The following is a 16,540-nucleotide window of genomic DNA, read 5'->3' as shown; positions in this document are numbered from 1 at the left end:
CCCGCTAAGTGAAATTAGGTATCCTTCAGGGTGCCTTTACTGATTATTGTGTACTAAATACTCCCGAGGGATACTTGTTATGTATAGCAGATTCAAGCTAGCCATGATCCTTAATGCCCGCTTGATCTACGTCATCCACTTCCCTCATCATATAATTATTGGGCAGCATCGATTTCTTCTTTTTTCAAAAATATAGTCTAAAGCTTTATCTTTCGCAACACTTATGCAAGAACTAGCCCTCTATTTTCAATTCAATTTTATATTTTTAGCGAAATAGGAAAGTATAATAAGAGGGAAATGCAGGAAGTCAAAAAAATAGGAGGAGCTTATGGGTCGACTAGTTCATTTCGAAATTCATGTAGATGACATGGAACGTGCTAAAAAGTTTTATGGCGAGATATTTGGATGGGCATTTGAGGATTGGAGTAATTATGCTGGCATGCCTTATTGGGGAGCTACGACAGGGGCTGCAAATGACCTCGGCATTAATGGGGCTCTGATGCAACGTCAAGGGGCTTCTCCACAGCCCGGCCAACCTATAAATGGATATGCCTGTACCATTGGGGTGGGGGACTACGATTCTACTGAAACCAAAATTCTTAATCATGGAGGCAAGTTAGCTTTGCCCAAGTATGCACTGCCTGGAATGGCGTGGCAAGGGTATTATATAGACACTGAAGGAAATACTTTTGGTATTCATCAGCCGGACGAGCATGCAAAGTAGTAAATTGAACCGTTAGACAGGCAAAAAGCAGTAAAACACCCAAGATCGGAATTAAAAAAGACACCTTAGCTGGTGTCTTTTCCTTTGCTATTTTATGAAGCCGAGGAAGATCTCACCCTGTCCCAAAGTCGCGGCACAATACGTCTACTTATGTAGCTAAATACTTAATAGTAGAAATCAATTACTATTCGACCTTACTGGCATCAAAAAACCACCCAGTTATCCCGTAAAAAGTTGCTCTTGTAAAGACATTAGTCCTCATTAAACTCATATGGAGTACGTTCCTTTGATCTTATTATTCATCTTCTGGAAGGCATTCCACAGCTGTAAAAAACACATCCAGGAGGTCTCTGTCAAAATGTTCTCTAACATAGTCTGATACTTTCTCTAGTTGCTCCGCCGTGTCGTACTCCAGACATGCACGCCCTTCGGACCATAATACCGTGATTTGAAATTTCTCTTTTAATTGTTCAATCATAAAATCCTGTTCCACAGATTCGCGGCTGGCTGCCAACGATCCCACACCCCTTCTTAAAGTGATTCTCTAAATATATTTCTCTCTCCTTTATTATTCAAATTTTAACTATATTTTTTCGATGACATTTATCACACATGGAAAATAAAAAACGAACAAAGGTATTCATTAATTATCAAACCCGCGCCCATTCAGAACAAAAACACAAGAAAAAGCGACCCCAAAGGTCGCTCCCTCAAGATCGCTTCTTCTCTTCTTACAACTGGGTTAACTATTGATTGGACAAACTTATGATATCTACTTATTATTCAACAATCGCAGGATCAGTGTTAACGCTTCGGCACGCGTGGCATGTGCAAGCGGATCATAACGGTTGCCGTCCTTGCCCTGCACCAGCCCTGCCTTAACAGCAGCGGCCAGTTCGCCCCTCGCCCAAGCCGGAATGCCGGCTGCATCTACGAAGGTCAACTGCGGCTGTTCTTCCGCCGCAAGCTGCGCTGCGCGGGCGGCAATAACCGCGATCTCTGTACGGGTGATGTTCCCGTTTGCTCTAAACGTTCCATCTGTATATCCGTTCAGCAAGCCTGCATGACTAAGTGCCGTCACCCCTTCAGCAGCCCAGGTTGGGATCTTGTCCTGATCTTTGAAGGCCGGCGCCGGGGCTGTTGCCGGGATAAACTCTGAGGCACGGCTCAGGAAAACGGCGAACTCCGCCCGGGTCACGATGCCATCCGGCCGGAAGCTACCGTCCTCGAAGCCGTGTGCAATTCCCAGCGCGGCAGCCTGACGGATTGCGTCCTGTGCCCAGTGGTTCTGCACATCGCGGAAGCTCTTCGGCTCCGTTGTCGGCTCTGCAGGCGATGCCCCTGCAGAGCTGCCCTCGCCGTTTGCTGCGCCGATGATAGTACCTGTTACGGCACCGCTAGAAGCAGCGCCGCCCAGGCTGGTTACCGGACCGGACCCTGAGCCCGTTCCGGTGCCTGGGTTCGTGCCAGTTCCCGGGTTCGTGCCGGTGACCGGATCTGTGCCAGTCCCTGGATTCGTACCAGTCCCCGGGTCCGTGCCAGTCCCTGGGTTCGTGCCAGTCCCCGGGTTCGTGCCAGTCCCCGGGTTCGTGCCAGTCCCCGGGTTCGTGCCAGTCCCCGGGTTCGTGCCAGTTCCCGGGTCCGTGCCGGTGCCCGGGTCCTTCACAACGGAAGCCTTCAGCTGCGCCACGGCTTCCGTCAGCCCAAGCAACAGCTCATCCGATCGCTGCTGGGAGCCGCCCAGATGCACCGCTGCGCGGTGTGCATCTGCAATCGCCGCGGCCAGCGTTGCCTTAGCCGCTGCCGGGTACTGCCCCGCAGCCGTGCCAACCTCGGCTGCGTCGTAGACCTGCTGCGCAGCTGTAATCGCCGCCGACAGGCGGCTGTTATCCGCTGCGCCAAAGTTCAGCCGCACCGCATACACGGTGCCGCCCACCCGCAGCTGCGCGTCATTCAATCTCGCCGGATTAACCGGCTTGATGTACACTACGCGCGTATTCGGCTTTGTCTCTTCACCAGGTGCCGCTGTGGCCGTGCCACCACTCACCGAAAGTTCATCGACAGCCGAATCCAACGTCACGACGGCGTAGGTATCCCCCGCCACCGTCGCAATCCGTGCGGGGCTATAAATGAAGCCCCCCGCCGGGGAGAACTCGTCTTTGTCAGCAGCGGCGACTGAGATGTTCACGGCATATACCGCATTCTTCTTGAACTCATTCAGCGCGGCTTGCAGAGCCTGGGAGGCAGCCTTAATCTGCGGCTGCGTAGCCGCCAGATTGGCCCCAGTCTGAGCGGCGGCTTGCACCGCTTGCTCGGCTTGTTGTTTGGCAGCGGTGAATACTTCTTCCGCGCCGGACGGCGCTGACGCTGTCTCTAATAATTGTTTAACGGCAGCTACCGAATTGTTCAAGTCTTGCAGAAGCTGTGTATTATAGCTGATATATACGCCTCTGGTTTCATCTCCTACTTTATAGCGGACATAAGAGAGACCCAACCAATTCGCTCCAGCCATCTCCGTCCCCATAGCACTGCGGATAGTAACCTGAACCGCTTGCTCCGTCTCTGTTGGCCCGTTCTTCAGTGAGATAGTCCGGTAGGCCTCCTGCGAATAATCCAGTCCGTCAATAGAGAAACCCCCTCTAAAGTTCGGCACAGATTGCACCATTTCTTTGGCCTGGGGCACAATCGTAAGGTTCGCATACGCCTTATCACCATATTCACCTGAAGCGAGCTTAAGCAGAACCGCTGTGCGGCCAAAATCGGCGTTATATACAGACAACGTCGCCGTTTCCGCCAGTGTATCAATCACATGGACAGGAACAGGTGTAGTGGCAATATAATATCTGTCTTTATTATTGTTATACCGGGTTGTGAGCGCTTGAACCGATGCATCCACCGCGGTCTGCGTGGCGCTGTCATTCCCCATTACCGATACAGCTGTTCTCAAAACATCACTGTTTAGAGAGGTCGAGACCCCTTTTGCATATTCCCCTGCTGAGGCCGGCGCAAAATTATACCCTGGCTTGCCCTCAGCCGTTCCTAACTCTTTCAGATCAGCCAACAAACCTTCTACCTTAGCAATAATGTACCGCAGTGCTGTCTTATTAGCCGTGTATACCGAAGCCTTATACGCTACAAGTCCTACATTGAGTGCGTGGTAAGCAGACTTAATAGCATCTGGAGACGGATCTGGTTGCACCGCGACTTCCTCCGCATGATTAAGATGCGAATAGAGCACACTCCGCGATCCAATCGGGTATTGACCAAATTCCGTACCTTCCACCGTAGTGTCGTACACGGAACGGGACACCGTTACAAGTTCCTGCAGTTGCACAAGTGTTATTGCAGGTGGTCCTTCACCGCCGCCCGGCTCTCCTCCTTCACCGTCTCCAGGATTCACAGGTAATCCGGAAGGATCCAGCCAAAGCTGCACATTATACCAGTAATCATAATCCAGGCCTGGATAGGTCGGATTGTTCTTGATGATGACATGCATCAGGACATCCGTAGGCTTCTGAATGTCTGCAATTGGCACAGACATGACAGTCTTGCCGCCTGAATCGTTGCCGCTTGTTACTTGGTATTCCTGATAGCCCTCCATCCCTTGCACATGGCTGCCGGTAATAACCGCTTTAGCCGCGCCCGGCTTACGGAAGGCGATATAAGGGATCAGCGCTGCATTCTCTGCTTTGATCTCATGCTCGAAGACCGCCTGGCCATTCTGCACGGTCAATTTGCCCGAATTCTCCACATACAGGAATACATTCGCTGCGGAGTCAGAAGAAGTGTTATCCATCAGATAACGGTAAAAGATATTGCCGTATGTACCGTTCTGCCCCCCTGCTGCCGCGGCTGTCTTTGCGCCCCAATCGAACGGATTTACCAGGAGCAGCAAGGCCAGCAGCAGCGCTGCGTATTTTTTCAACTTCATCATTTCGTCCCATTCTCCTCTTCTCAGTGTGCCTTTCTAGTACCTGATATAAAAGAAGGAAGAAGAAACGGAGCCCCGCTTCTCTTCCTTATGGCAATCTTTAAGTACTCGGCCCCTTGGCCTACTTTGTTAATTCCAGTGAATGTCCAGATCGTATAGCTGACTGTGGAACACGGTGGAAACGTATAATTGAATACTAATATCCGAGTTTGGATTGGTAGCGGTAAAAGTAAAGGTGGTCAAGTCGGTACTAGCATCGTAAGAACCGTAATAAGTAGAACTCTCTGCACTCAGGTAAGGGAAATAATCGCCTTTAAGCTTAATAGTAACTTCGTTGCCGTTCACTTCAGCCGGCCCGCTAATAAACCTGCTGGAATGGGTATCGTAGGATCCTCCGTAGTAGAATTGATACGATTTGCTTGCTGCAAATGCCGGAACGGCCAACATCAGTGTAAGTACAACCATCATCAGCAAGGATACTGTCTTCTTCGCTTTTACCATTAAGTAACACACTCCCTATGATTTGATATTAGAGCTTACGCTTTAACTGCCTGGTTCTCTGGACTTTACGACGAGCAACAACCTTTCCTAGGCAAAAGCAGCGGTGCCGCTTCATTATGTGCTGAGCTTCAACCTGTACTCCTTAAGATCATCCCGCCTTTCCGTAAATTCATCGCCTTCTCAATTGATAATGATTATCAATATCAATTAATTGAGTTGATCTTACCTGTTTATCCCAGTCCTTGTCAACCCTTTTTTGTATAAAATTTGAATAATTAATAATAAATCTATCCATTCAAATCCTTCCTTTTCGGAACAATGTACAGCCCGGTCTCCGGCTCCCTTTTTACCACGACATCCACCCCATACACGGCTTTGACAGAGTCCGCAGTGATAACCTCCTCCGGTGGGCCTTCCAGCACCACCTGTCCTGCCTTCATCGCAATCAGATGATCGCTGTAATGAATCGCCTGGTTCATATCATGCAGCACCATCACGACGGTCAGGCCATGTTCTCTGCCCAGCCGCCGAATCAAATCAAGCATTTCATACTGATAGAAAATATCCAGGTACGTCGTTGGCTCGTCCAAAAAAAGAATCGGTGTCCGCTGAGCCAAAGCCAGCGCCAGCCAAACCCGTTGCCGTTCGCCTCCCGACAGTTCGGCTAGTGGCTTCAGCCGCTTATCTTGCATGTCTGTACAGGCCAGCGCCCAATCCACTGCTTCACGGTCCTCTTCACGCTCCGGTACCAGCAGCGAACGGTGCGGAAGGCGTCCGAAAGAAGCCAGCTTCTCCACCGTCAGATCACCTGGCGCAGTATTCTGTTGATGCACCACCGCCAGCTTGCGGGCAATCTCTCGCGGTTTAAGGCGGGCCAGCTCCTGCCCGTCCAGAATGACGGAACCGGAGGAAGGTGTATAGTTGGCAGCCAGCACGCTAAGTAAAGTTGATTTACCGCTGCCATTGGGACCGATGATTGCAGTCGTGCAGCCCATAGGAATTGTCAGATTCAGCTCCTCCAGCAGCTTTTTGTTACGGTGATATGAGAAGGACAGTTCTTTAATCTCCATGGTTCACCTCTCCTTTACGCAGCAGGAAGATTAGAAATGGACCACCGATCACCGTCATGATAATCGAAGCCGGGATCTCCACAGGTGCAAGCACTGTGCGGCCAAGCGTATCAGCTACCAGGATTAGCAGCGCACCGGCCAGCGCCGAGAAGGGAATCAGCACCTTATGGTCAGAGCCGATGAGTTGACGTGCAATATGCGGCACCAGCAGGCCGACAAAAGCGATCAATCCGCCAATCGCCGTCGCCGTTGCCGCCAGCAAGACCGCCACTGCCGACACAGCAATCCGCACGCGGCTTACATGCATACCGAGATTGCGGGCCGTCTTATCCTGAAGCACCAGCACATTGCACCAAGGGCTAATCAGTAAGGCCAGAATCAGACCAAGCGCGCCATATAGTACAATGATCCGCACATCTTCCCAGGTTTTCAGGTTAAAAATCGAAGTCGTCGCCATATTCACCATCGTTACTGCATAGCTCCCCCTGTAGTTAAAAGACTGCCCCAGCCCAGTGAATGTAGCATTCACAGCAATCCCGACCAAGACCAGTCTCAGAGGCTGGAGGCCTGATTTCCAAGACAAAGTGAAGACTAATAGGCAAGCGATGGCTCCTCCCAGAAAGGCAAATAGCGGCATCCAGAAGAACAGCGCCGGAAAAATCGTAACCATTGTCAGCGAAACAAAGCCTGCACCTGAGGAAATACCGATTACCCCAGCATCAGCAAGCGGACTGCGCATCACAGATTGAAGCAGTACGCCGGAAACAGCCAGTGCAGCTCCGCAGAACAACGCCACAATGACGCGCGGCAAACGTAAATCGCGAATGATTGCTACATTTTCATTGGTGCCTGTAAACAAGCCCTGCAACAGTTCAAGCAAACTAACCTGCAAGCTGCCGCTGAGCACTGACCAGAGCACTGCTGCCAGCAGCAACACTAAGACAGCAGCAAAGCTCCACAGCGATCTTTTCATGTTCTCTTCATCCTCTGTCTGTTGTTAAAATACACACCTGCCCTACTGATTAAGCTCCGGGTACAGCATCGGCAGCAAATCACCAAGCGCCGCGTCGGCTGCAAGGTTCGCCGTGGTGCCGAATAGCTCCTCAGGCAGATCGTATACACGGTCTTTTTTAACCGCATTGAAGTGCTTCCAGATATCATTTTTAATAAAATCCTCGTTGAACATCTTAATCACTTCTTCCGGCATTCCATGTGCTGCGCGCAGAATCACGTCAGGGTTGCCCTGCTGCAAATATTCCGTATTGGAGGCCAAATATTCAACCGACTCTCCTTGGACGATATTAACGCCTCCAGCAATACGCACCAGGTCACCGATGTAAGAATGTTCAGTCGCTACCAAATAGCTGCCCGGTACCCCCAGCAGAATCAGTACTTTAGGCGAAGGCTTGCCAGCTATAGCCGCTTTAATTTCAACGATTTTATTTTCATAACGGGCAATTACACTCTCGGCCTGCGCCTTACGATCATACTTCTCCCCTAGCTGGACTACCGACTCCTCCAGCTTCGCAAGGCTGGTCAGGTTGAGGAAGTTCGCTTCAATCCCGGCGCTCTGAAACAACGGCTCCAGATCATATTTCAGTGTGGTGACCGACAGAACCTCAGTGGGCTTGAGTGATTTTACTTTTTCCATATCTGGACCCATGGGGTTGCCGACCTTCTCCACATTCGCATAACGTTCCGGCAGCTTCTTCGCACTGGTCGGTATCCCCACCAGATCCAGATCGAGCAAATCCATAATCTCAGTCGCTGACACCGTAGTTGCTATAATACGCGGCTCCTCCGTGGGTGTGGGCTCCGGTGTGGGCTCCGGTGTGACTTCCGCTGATTGTTGCTGCGTGGCTGCCAGGGTGGACGCCGGACTCTTTTGCTTTGCGTTCTCCGTATTTGCAGCACAACCCACGATCAAGATGACCCAGCATAAAACGGCCATCAGCCCTATCATTTTTTTCATAACAGGAACGTCCGCTCCTTTCTTCCTGCAAAACTGCGAAGGACGCCGTAAATTCGGCATCCTCCGGTAGTCTGTGCTTATGTGTAATGGATTTTATTGCTCCAGCAATTTCACAAGTAGCGTTACTGCCTCTGCACGGGTTGCATATTCACCCGGCGCATAACGATTACCACCTTTGCCGCTAATCAGGCCCGCTTGCTCTGCAGCTGCAATATAAGGACGTGCCCAAGCAGCAATATCGGCGATGTCGCTAAACGTTGGCACTGCATTCGGATCAACCTTCAGTCCTTGTGCACGAACGATGATTACCGCAAGCTCGGCGCGGGTGATTTTGCGGTCGGCGCGGAAGCTGCCGTCTTCATAGCCGCTGATGATTTTGCGGGCAGCTACCTGTGCCACACCATCGGCGGCCCAGGCAGGAATGCTGCTTCCATCGCTGAAGCCACTGCTGTCCGTTGCGCCGCCTTCAAGCTTCAGTGCCCGGCTTAGCAACACAGCAAACTCAGCCCGGTTGATCGGGTTGTTCGGACGGAAGCTGTTATCAGCATATCCTTTGACAAGTCCGGACTTGATTGCTTTCTCAATAGCAGTTTGTGCCCAGTGACCGTTCACATCAGTCAGGTTAACCGGCACTGCTTGCTCTGTCCCCGTCGTTCCACCATTAGCCGCTGGTGTTGCTGTCGGCTTTGGTGTCGGAGTAGCAGAGGCTACTGCGGTTGCCGATGGTGTTGGTGTAGCTGCTGGCGCGGCCGGGCCAGAATCAACATGACCAGCCGGGTTGCTTGTCTGGCCTCCCACCGTATTACCTACTTTGATATCCACATTATAGGTGTGGAAGTAGTTGAACTCAGGCCAGTCAATTTTGACCCATGCTTTAACTCTGACCCCGGTGTTGCTAATGGGGAACTGCACAGTACGAGTGTTAGCTGTGTTATCCGAAGCAATTACAGACACCGACTGCTGTCCTACGTTGAAGCCAGTGATTTCCTTGCTCTGCGTTAGTGTAATAGCCAGATATTTCTGCCCGCCTGATACAATCAGCGTACCTGGATGCTGCACGTATGTATCCATCATAGATACCTCGTTGCTGCCATCCTTGAGAATACTGTAGTCAATGCTGTAATAACCATCTGCGATGGAAGATCCCGGAGTTGGAGTTGGCGATGGGCTTGGTGAAGTGACTGGTGCTGTTCCCCCGCCGTCTCCTCCGCCAACATCCGTACCTGGTGTTGGTGTAGGCGTCGGTGTTGGAGTTGGAGTCGGTGTCTCTTCTCCGCCGTTACTTACGGCTGTGATGGAGTCCAGATTAAATTTATAACGCACCGCATGCGATCTGTCATAATTTGCGGAAGCTACGACAACACGGACTGTTCCGGGAAGAATAGCGGATAACCGCTCCACAGGAAAAGAAATCACACGCGTATTAGCAGCTGTATCCTCGCTTACTGTTGTTACCGGCACAAGATTTGTTCCATCGCCGGCGACTTGGATTTCATGAATGGTAGAGCTGTCTTTAATTACGCTAAACGAGATGCTCTTCTGTCCTTTGTCTACCGTCAGCACTGCTGGAGTGCTGAAATACTTATTCATCGACGATTCGGTGTCCCCGGTTGCCTGTAGTACTGAATAGGCAATCGTATATTGTCCGTCGTTCAATACCGGATCGGAAGGCGTTTCGGGCTTAGGCTCAGCGGCTGGAATCTGGCTCGGATCAAACTTGAAATCAACGTCGTACACGTTGAAATAGTTGATTTCAGGCCACTCGATCTTGACCCATCCCTTAATCGTGGAGTTCAAATCACCTAATTCGAATTTAACTGTTCTCTGGTTGTTAGTTGCATTTTTATTAGTTACTGTTCCTTCAGATAGTGATCCATCTGCGGCTGTCAGCTTCAGGCCGGTAATTTCCTTGTCCTGAGTAACTGTAATAGAGACATAGTTCTTGCCGTCTTTAACTTCCAATGCAGCGGGCTTAAGGACAAATCCCTCCATCACAGAAGGGCTGGTAGTGCTATCCTTCAAGATGGAATACGGAAGCTCATACTGGCCGTTCTTGTAACCTGGGCTTTCGGCGTACGCGCCACCAAGTGGCTGAATCACGGATCCTATAAGTAAAATGAATGCCATAATCCTTAACACTAATCCGAATCTTGCTTTATTCAACACGATCATTCCCCTTTGAACTTATTTTTTTCTGGCTCTATAAACCGCATAACCTGCCGCCGTAACTAGCACAGTCGCCCCACTACTCAACGTTGGGATGAGCTTCGGCCCGGCTTGCTCTTCTGCTACCACAACGGGTGCTGTCGTAGGAGCTGATGCTGTCGCCGGCTTCTTCGTTGGTGCTGGCGTTGCCGCTGGTTTCTTCGCCGACGCTGACGTTGCCGTCGGCTTCTTCGCCGGCACTGGCGTTGCTGCGGGCTTCTTCGCTGGCGCTGACGTTGCTGCGGGTTTCTTCGTCGGCACTGGCGTTGCTGCGGGTTTCTTCGTCGGCACTGGCGTTGCTGCAGGCTTCTTCGTCGGCGCTGGCGTTGCCGCAGGCTTCTTCGCCGGCACTGGCGTTGCTGCGGGCTTCTTCGCCGGCGCTGACGTTGCTGCGGGCTTCTTCGTTGGCACTGACGTTGCCGCCGGTTTCTTCGCCGGTACTGGTGATATCGCCTTTAATTTCCCAGCCTCAAACACAAACCGGATTGTGTAGTCATGATCGTAATCAATAGACGGCACAGTGACATGAATCTTCGCAATCACCGGTTTTTCTACGTCTTTGATTTCAAATTCCACAACCCGAGTATCTGCCGCCTTATTGCTGCTCACAACTTTGGCGTTGCCGCCCGGGACCTGGAACTCAGTGATCCACTCGCTATGATTCAGCTGCAAGCGGACTTTAACCGTTCCACCGGAAACTGTCAGCTGCGCCGGCTTCTCAAAATAGTCATTAGCCATGGAAACGGATTCATCTTCAGCCTTCTTGATGACATAATCGACGCTATAGGTCCCCTCTGCCAGAGCGGCGGACGCCTGAAGCAACGGCTGCACAGTGTAGGCAAACATCAGTACAAGCATGAATACCAGTCCAAATTTTCTTCGAATCGACACGGTATCGATCTGCCTCCCTTCCAAATTCATTCATTTATCATTGATAATCATTATCAACTTATCAGCAAAAAAAAAGCAACCCCTGCTCCCCTTTTTCTTGTATTTGCCAATATTTCTTGTAATGTTCCAGTAAAACATGTAGAAGTTGGACGCTGACATGATAATAATGTGATTTTTTAACCTTTGTCAACCCTCTTCTAAGATTTTTTGTTTTAAAATTCTCTGTTCTTCAAATCAAAACGGATACAATTTTAGCGGCGTAACCCCGCATTTTGCGCTTCCCAATAAGCCTTCTTCACTGAAATCCAAACCTGGATGTCACTATTCTGCCATGAAAATGTGAATATTGTTTGACAACGATAATGATATTCATTATCATTTGATGAGAAAAGCAATTATCTTCCTTTCTTTCGTCCCTCATTTCGCTACTTCTTCCGAAAGCTTATGATGAGGGTAACTACAATCAAACAGGAGGTTATCCATGGTCAAACAATGGCATGCACCTCTCCTCCTTCTAACCTTGTGCGCCCTCCTGCTCACCGCCTGTGGATCGGCGGGACGGTCGGAAGTTACTGACGCGGCTGCAGCTTTACCCGCGCTGACCTTGACTGATTTTGCAGGAAGACAAGTCAAATTCCCCTCTGTGCCACAGCATATTGTGGCGCTGGGTAATGGAGAGGCAGATATTATTACCGCCCTCGGGGGAGCATTGGTCGGCAAACCAACCTCAAGCGGTGGCACCACGCTTAAGGGGAATGAGAACATTATGCAGATCGGCACGGCACACGAAGTAGATCTGGAGAAGATCGCTTATCTCAAAGCGGACGCGGTGCTTGGCAATACGCAGATGAATGCCAAGGATATCCCGGCTATCGAGAGTATCGGAGCCAAGATGGTACTAACCCAGGCCAACTCGGTGGCGGATATTACAAAGCAGATCACCCTTTTCGGCCAAATGCTGAACAAGGTACCGGAGGCGCAGCAATTAAGCGCAGATATTGAAGCCGGGATAAAGACCGCAGCGTCCTCCCGCACTGGTGAGAAACCGCGGGTACTGCTGGTATATGGCGCTCCCGGCACCTATATGGCGGCACTGCCGAATTCACTCGGCGGAAATATACTGGAGCTTGCGGGCGGAGTCAATATTGCTGCAGATTATCCAGCGCTACAAAGTTATCCGCAATATGCCACGTTGAATACGGAACGAGTCATGGAGGCCAATCCACAGATTATCCTTATCATGACCCATGGCAACGGCGAGGAAGTGCAGAGAGGCTTCGAACAGGAAATGCGGCAGAACGCGGCCTGGAATTCCATTGATGCGGTCGTACATAACCGGGTTCGCGTACTTCCCGCCGACCTATTCGGCACAAATCCCGGAACACGAGTGACTGAAGCCCTACAGCTGCTAGTATCATTATTCGCCGAGTTGGAGGCGCAATGAACAAACAGCAACGCAATACCCGGAGAATTCTCGCTTTTATTCTTGCTCCTATCCTGTTGTTGCTGGCCTGCCTGTATGGGCTGACCTATGGTTCCGTCTCCATCTCACCCGGTGAAGTCTGGGCCATCCTGCTGGGCGACCGCCCGGAAACATCGTCGCTGATTATTATGGACCTAAGGCTGCCCCGGGTACTGATCGGCCTCTTGGTTGGCGCTTGCCTAGCGGTGTCCGGCGCGCTGCTGCAAGGCGTGATGTCCAATCCCTTGGCCGATCCCGGCATTATCGGCGTCTCTGCCGGCGGGGGCTTGGCCGCCGTCATTGCGATGGTGGTTCTGCCGCAGTACAGTTATCTGCTACCTGCCGGAGCATTTCTCGGCTCGTTTCTCGCCGCAATCATGATCTATCTGCTGGCCTGGGACAGCGGCGCTTCACCTATGAAGATTGTGCTGGCGGGCGTAGCTATCAATGCACTGCTCGGTGCTGCGATGAACGGCTTCATGGTCGTCTTCAGCGACCGCGTTCAGGCCGTCCTCCCCTGGTTGTCCGGCGGACTCAGCGGACGTAGCTGGCATCATCTCGGTTTCGCCGCACCGTATGCCCTGATCGGGCTGGTCTTGTCACTCCTGGCCATCAAACCAGCGAATCTTCTGCTGCTCGGCGATGATTCTGCCCGGCTGCTCGGGCTAAGAGCAGAAGTATCTCGCTTCCTGATTATTCTGCTGGCCGCACTTCTCGCCGGAACTGCCGTCAGCGTAGCCGGACTGGTCGGCTTTGTCGGACTGGTCGTTCCACACGCGGTTCGCTTGCTAATCGGCGGAGATTACCGCTTCCTGCTGCCAGTCTCTATGCTCGGCGGCGGCGCGCTTGTCGTCTTCACAGATACGGCAGCCCGCACTTGGTTCGATCCAGTGGAGCTGCCGGTCGGGATTTTGTTAGCCGGGGTGGGTGCCCCCTTCTTTCTCTACCTGCTACGCAGAAGGAGGTTGACTTCATGAGTACCCGCAGTGATAACAGCGTCACCATCAAAAGTGACCCGGCCATTGAATGCCGTCAGCTAAATTATACGCACGGCGGCTTCAGGCTGAAGGATATTGAGCTTAGTATTCCGTCAGGACAGCTCACTGCGATTGTCGGGCCCAATGGCTCTGGCAAATCCACGCTACTGCGCATCTTGGCTGGACTTGCCGCCCCGGAGTCAGGAGAAGTGCGAATTCTTGGTGAGGAGCTGCATAAGTTCCCCCGCCGAAAATTAGCCCGCACCCTAGCGATGCTCCCGCAGTCCAAGCATGTGCCAGAGAATTTAACTGTCCGCGAACTGGTAGCCTACGGCCGTTCTCCCTATCAAAGTCCCTGGAACTACTCAGCAAACGCCGAGGACCAGCAATGGATCGATCATGCGTTGCAGCTGACGGGAACTGCCAGGTATGCTGACCGCATGTTCCATACTTTATCCGGGGGTGAACAGCAAAAAGCCAGAATCGCTATGACCCTGGCTCAAAATACGGACATTCTGCTTCTTGATGAACCGACTACTTTTCTAGACATTACCCATCAATTCGACGTTATGAACATGCTTGCATCCATCAACCGCGGAACCGGAATCACAATAGTGATGGTACTGCATGATCTGCCGCAGGCCGTTGCTTTCAGCCATCATATGGTGGCCCTAAGGCGCGGATCTCTTGTGGCCGCGGGAAGTCCGCGGGGATTACTGGACGATGTCTTTTTAAAGAAAGTATATGATCTTGAGGCTTCTGTGAGTTATGTAGAGAATTACCCAGTAATTATTCCAAAAACCTATTATAAATTGGAGGAACGTAACATGATCATCGTGAACAATACTTCGCAAATTAAGAAAGGTCAGGCTTCACTACTCATTGACCGGTTTGATAAGGTCGGCAAAGTTGAAGAGATGGAAGGCTTTCTCGGTCTTGAGGTGCTCTTGAATGAGAAGCCGGCGGAATACGATGAAGTAACGATCAGCACGCGCTGGGTATCCAAAGAAGCTTTCCAGGGCTGGACTCGCAGCGACGCCTTCCGTGAATCCCATTCCCACCGCGAGACGCCGGAATACATTTTGTCTAATACAATTTCCTTCCACGAGGTAAAAATCGTTCGCAATCCGATTAGTGCTTAAACGTGATATAAGCTAATGGATTCCCGCACGCCAATGCCTTTTATATTGCCAGTATGAGCTGAAGTAATAATTCAGGGGAGCGGGAGCTAAGACCTTATATTAGAGGCCTAGACTCTCGCTCCTGCTTGTTTTAGAGATATAGAACGATGGAATTATAGATTCTTCTTAACCATTAATCGGCCATTCTTTTGGAAAAGAGAACCCTTATTTCGATTCATTATTTTTACTTTTCCGAAAGATCAAAAATATGCCGACAACGAGGAAAAAGCATGATATAAACAATTCTATTACGCCAAACTCTTTCTTTATTGTGTATCTAGCCAGAAATAGGCCTCCAAATAATACGACTCCTACAATACTGACGTGTAACAGACTATCAATCTTTCTCAGATCCGATCACCTTCCTCCCTTAGATGCGATGTTGATTTTTAAATTTGAAAATCTCATCGACAGCTTGGCGAGACCCACCTGCTTTTAGAAAGGGTTCTCTAATAGCAGCAACAGCTTCCTTGAAGGATGGGTCACTTAACACATGATCTACGGCTTCACGTAGTTGCTTGGCAGTCAGGCTTTCCATTTGTAATTTAACTCCTGCTCCGATGCTAGCCACCCGTCCGGCAATGATCGGCTGATCTGCGCTTTGTGGGATTACGATTAGCGGGACTCCATAGTAGAGACCTTCATTCGTACTGTTCATTCCACCATGGGTAATAAATAATTTGGTATATTTCAGTAAATCCGTTTGTGGCACATAATTTTTTACGATGAAATTGTTAGGAATTTCGCCTAAATCAGAAATTTGGACCCTATTCCCAATAGACATGACGATCGTATGCTCCGAATTCCCCAATGCCTCAAAACAAAGCTTATAGAAATCAATGGCTTGGTTGAATATAGTACCCAAGGAAATGTAAATTGGACTTTTCTCCATGAGTGCCATAAGGTCGAAGTGTTCTTGTGTTGATCGTAAAGAAATGGATGGACCCACAAATTTATAGCTTTCGTCGATTTCCTCTGCATAAGGTTGAAACTCCCTCGTTGTATACACAATAGTAAGTGGTGCTGGATTACAAAATACTTCGTAAGGAGAAAGGATCTCCACATTATATTTTTCCTTCACCATATCCGTCAGGTCATTAAATTTATCGTATATAGGTTGAACTATTTGTGCAGGTACCCCTGTAAAAGACTGTTCCAACGTTCTATCGAATACCTCTTTTGTCTGAGCAAAAGTAGTACAAGAGCTGATGGCAGGAAGCTTAAGAATTTGCGCAAGTAAACCTCCACAACCAAACATGGAGTCATGGATGATGTAATCAAAATGCTCTCCTGCGATCTGTTCAAGAACGGTTGGTATCACTATATCTGCCGTAAGTAAGAGGCCGTTGATTCTTTCGAGTACATAATCTTTTCCACCTGAAATAAAGGCTTTAAGAAATCTTTGGTCATCAAAGGTTCGTACTGAAGCGCCCGTCTTCTCAATCCTCTCCTGATAAGCTTCTATAGCAAAGTAAACTACCTCTTCTCCATGCGTGATAAGCTCTTGCACTACCCCAAGTGTTGGATTGATATGTCCCTCAGATCCACCGTTAATAAATAACACACGCGCCATTTCTACCACTCCTTAGGTGTACTTTTCTCTAAATTGTGTAAGAGTACGGGGCA

Annotated in this window: 13 protein-coding genes; 4 read left to right on the top strand and 9 right to left on the bottom strand. The window is 50.2% G+C overall.

Features of this window, described 5'->3' with window-relative positions; translation table 11 throughout:
- The first annotated feature begins 328 nt into the window (after positions 1–328).
- A complete protein-coding gene (locus tag ACFVRY_RS10550; protein WP_387499935.1) occupies positions 329–724 on the top strand; it encodes a VOC family protein in 396 nt (131 codons plus the stop codon).
- Between the two features lie 295 nt (positions 725–1,019).
- Here ACFVRY_RS10550 and ACFVRY_RS10545 read toward each other — a convergent pair whose 3' ends face one another.
- The 8 genes from ACFVRY_RS10545 to isdC form a co-directional block, all read right to left on the bottom strand.
- Entirely contained in the window at positions 1,020–1,247 is a 228-nt protein-coding gene (locus tag ACFVRY_RS10545; protein WP_387499933.1) for a hypothetical protein, read from the bottom strand.
- Between the two features lie 249 nt (positions 1,248–1,496).
- Positions 1,497–4,658: an S-layer homology domain-containing protein gene (locus tag ACFVRY_RS10540; protein WP_387499931.1), complete on the bottom strand. Its 3,162-nt coding sequence runs from the start codon at positions 4,656–4,658 to the stop codon at positions 1,497–1,499.
- Positions 4,659–4,784: 126 nt separating this feature from the next.
- On the bottom strand, positions 4,785–5,156 hold the full coding sequence (locus ACFVRY_RS10535; protein ID WP_387499928.1) for a hypothetical protein: 372 nt from the start codon (positions 5,154–5,156) through the stop codon (positions 4,785–4,787).
- A 287-nt stretch (positions 5,157–5,443) separates the two neighbouring features.
- The gene (locus tag ACFVRY_RS10530) at positions 5,444–6,226 is read right to left on the bottom strand and encodes an ABC transporter ATP-binding protein (protein ID WP_387499926.1); all 783 of its coding nucleotides are present in this window, start codon (positions 6,224–6,226) and stop codon (positions 5,444–5,446) included.
- Positions 6,216–7,199, bottom strand: a complete 984-nt coding sequence (locus tag ACFVRY_RS10525) for a FecCD family ABC transporter permease (RefSeq protein WP_387499924.1) — start codon at positions 7,197–7,199, stop codon at positions 6,216–6,218. Before ACFVRY_RS10525 ends, ACFVRY_RS10530 begins: the two co-directional genes overlap by 11 nt.
- 42 nt (positions 7,200–7,241) lie before the next feature.
- Complete coding sequence (isdE, locus tag ACFVRY_RS10520) at positions 7,242–8,198, bottom strand: heme ABC transporter substrate-binding protein IsdE (RefSeq protein ID WP_387499922.1); 957 nt, start codon at positions 8,196–8,198, stop codon at positions 7,242–7,244.
- Positions 8,199–8,291: 93 nt separating this feature from the next.
- On the bottom strand, positions 8,292–10,361 hold the full coding sequence (locus tag ACFVRY_RS10515) for an NEAT domain-containing protein (RefSeq protein WP_387499920.1): 2,070 nt from the start codon (positions 10,359–10,361) through the stop codon (positions 8,292–8,294).
- 21 nt (positions 10,362–10,382) lie between these two features.
- On the bottom strand, positions 10,383–11,324 hold the full coding sequence (gene isdC, locus ACFVRY_RS10510) for a heme uptake protein IsdC (protein ID WP_387499918.1): 942 nt from the start codon (positions 11,322–11,324) through the stop codon (positions 10,383–10,385).
- Between the two features lie 451 nt (positions 11,325–11,775).
- Between isdC and ACFVRY_RS10505 the strand changes: the two genes are divergently transcribed.
- Genes ACFVRY_RS10505 through isdG form a run of 3 tightly spaced genes read left to right on the top strand, consistent with a single transcriptional unit; the run spans position 11,776 to position 14,875 of the window.
- Positions 11,776–12,738: an ABC transporter substrate-binding protein gene (locus tag ACFVRY_RS10505; protein WP_387499916.1), complete on the top strand. Its 963-nt coding sequence runs from the start codon at positions 11,776–11,778 to the stop codon at positions 12,736–12,738.
- On the top strand, positions 12,735–13,733 hold the full coding sequence (locus ACFVRY_RS10500; RefSeq protein ID WP_387499914.1) for a FecCD family ABC transporter permease: 999 nt from the start codon (positions 12,735–12,737) through the stop codon (positions 13,731–13,733). The genes ACFVRY_RS10505 and ACFVRY_RS10500 overlap by 4 nt, the downstream gene beginning before the upstream one ends.
- A complete protein-coding gene (isdG, locus tag ACFVRY_RS10495) occupies positions 13,730–14,875 on the top strand; it encodes a heme oxygenase (RefSeq protein ID WP_387499911.1) in 1,146 nt (381 codons plus the stop codon). Before ACFVRY_RS10500 ends, isdG begins: the two co-directional genes overlap by 4 nt.
- A 409-nt stretch (positions 14,876–15,284) precedes the next feature.
- Here isdG and ACFVRY_RS10490 read toward each other — a convergent pair whose 3' ends face one another.
- On the bottom strand, positions 15,285–16,487 hold the full coding sequence (locus ACFVRY_RS10490; protein ID WP_387499909.1) for a macrolide family glycosyltransferase: 1,203 nt from the start codon (positions 16,485–16,487) through the stop codon (positions 15,285–15,287).
- Between the last annotated feature and the right edge of the window lie 53 nt (positions 16,488–16,540).

Origin of the sequence: Paenibacillus sp. NPDC057934 (genome assembly GCF_042887565.1) — a bacterium.
Lineage (GTDB): Bacteria > Bacillota > Bacilli > Paenibacillales > Paenibacillaceae > Paenibacillus_AQ.
Note: the sequence above shows the minus strand (reverse complement) of the source record. Positions and strands in the feature narration are given on the sequence as shown.

Coding starts and splice junctions, on each gene's coding strand:
- ACFVRY_RS10550 (WP_387499935.1), top strand. CDS start 329: ATGGGTCGACTAGTTCATTTCGAAATTCATGTAGATGACATGGAACGT.
- ACFVRY_RS10540 (WP_387499931.1), bottom strand. CDS start 4,658: ATGATGAAGTTGAAAAAATACGCAGCGCTGCTGCTGGCCTTGCTGCTC.
- ACFVRY_RS10535 (WP_387499928.1), bottom strand. CDS start 5,156: ATGGTAAAAGCGAAGAAGACAGTATCCTTGCTGATGATGGTTGTACTT.
- ACFVRY_RS10530 (WP_387499926.1), bottom strand. CDS start 6,226: ATGGAGATTAAAGAACTGTCCTTCTCATATCACCGTAACAAAAAGCTG.
- ACFVRY_RS10525 (WP_387499924.1), bottom strand. CDS start 7,199: ATGAAAAGATCGCTGTGGAGCTTTGCTGCTGTCTTAGTGTTGCTGCTG.
- isdE (WP_387499922.1), bottom strand. CDS start 8,198: ATGAAAAAAATGATAGGGCTGATGGCCGTTTTATGCTGGGTCATCTTG.
- isdC (WP_387499918.1), bottom strand. CDS start 11,324: ATGAATTTGGAAGGGAGGCAGATCGATACCGTGTCGATTCGAAGAAAA.
- ACFVRY_RS10505 (WP_387499916.1), top strand. CDS start 11,776: ATGGTCAAACAATGGCATGCACCTCTCCTCCTTCTAACCTTGTGCGCC.
- ACFVRY_RS10500 (WP_387499914.1), top strand. CDS start 12,735: ATGAACAAACAGCAACGCAATACCCGGAGAATTCTCGCTTTTATTCTT.
- isdG (WP_387499911.1), top strand. CDS start 13,730: ATGAGTACCCGCAGTGATAACAGCGTCACCATCAAAAGTGACCCGGCC.
- ACFVRY_RS10490 (WP_387499909.1), bottom strand. CDS start 16,487: ATGGCGCGTGTGTTATTTATTAACGGTGGATCTGAGGGACATATCAAT.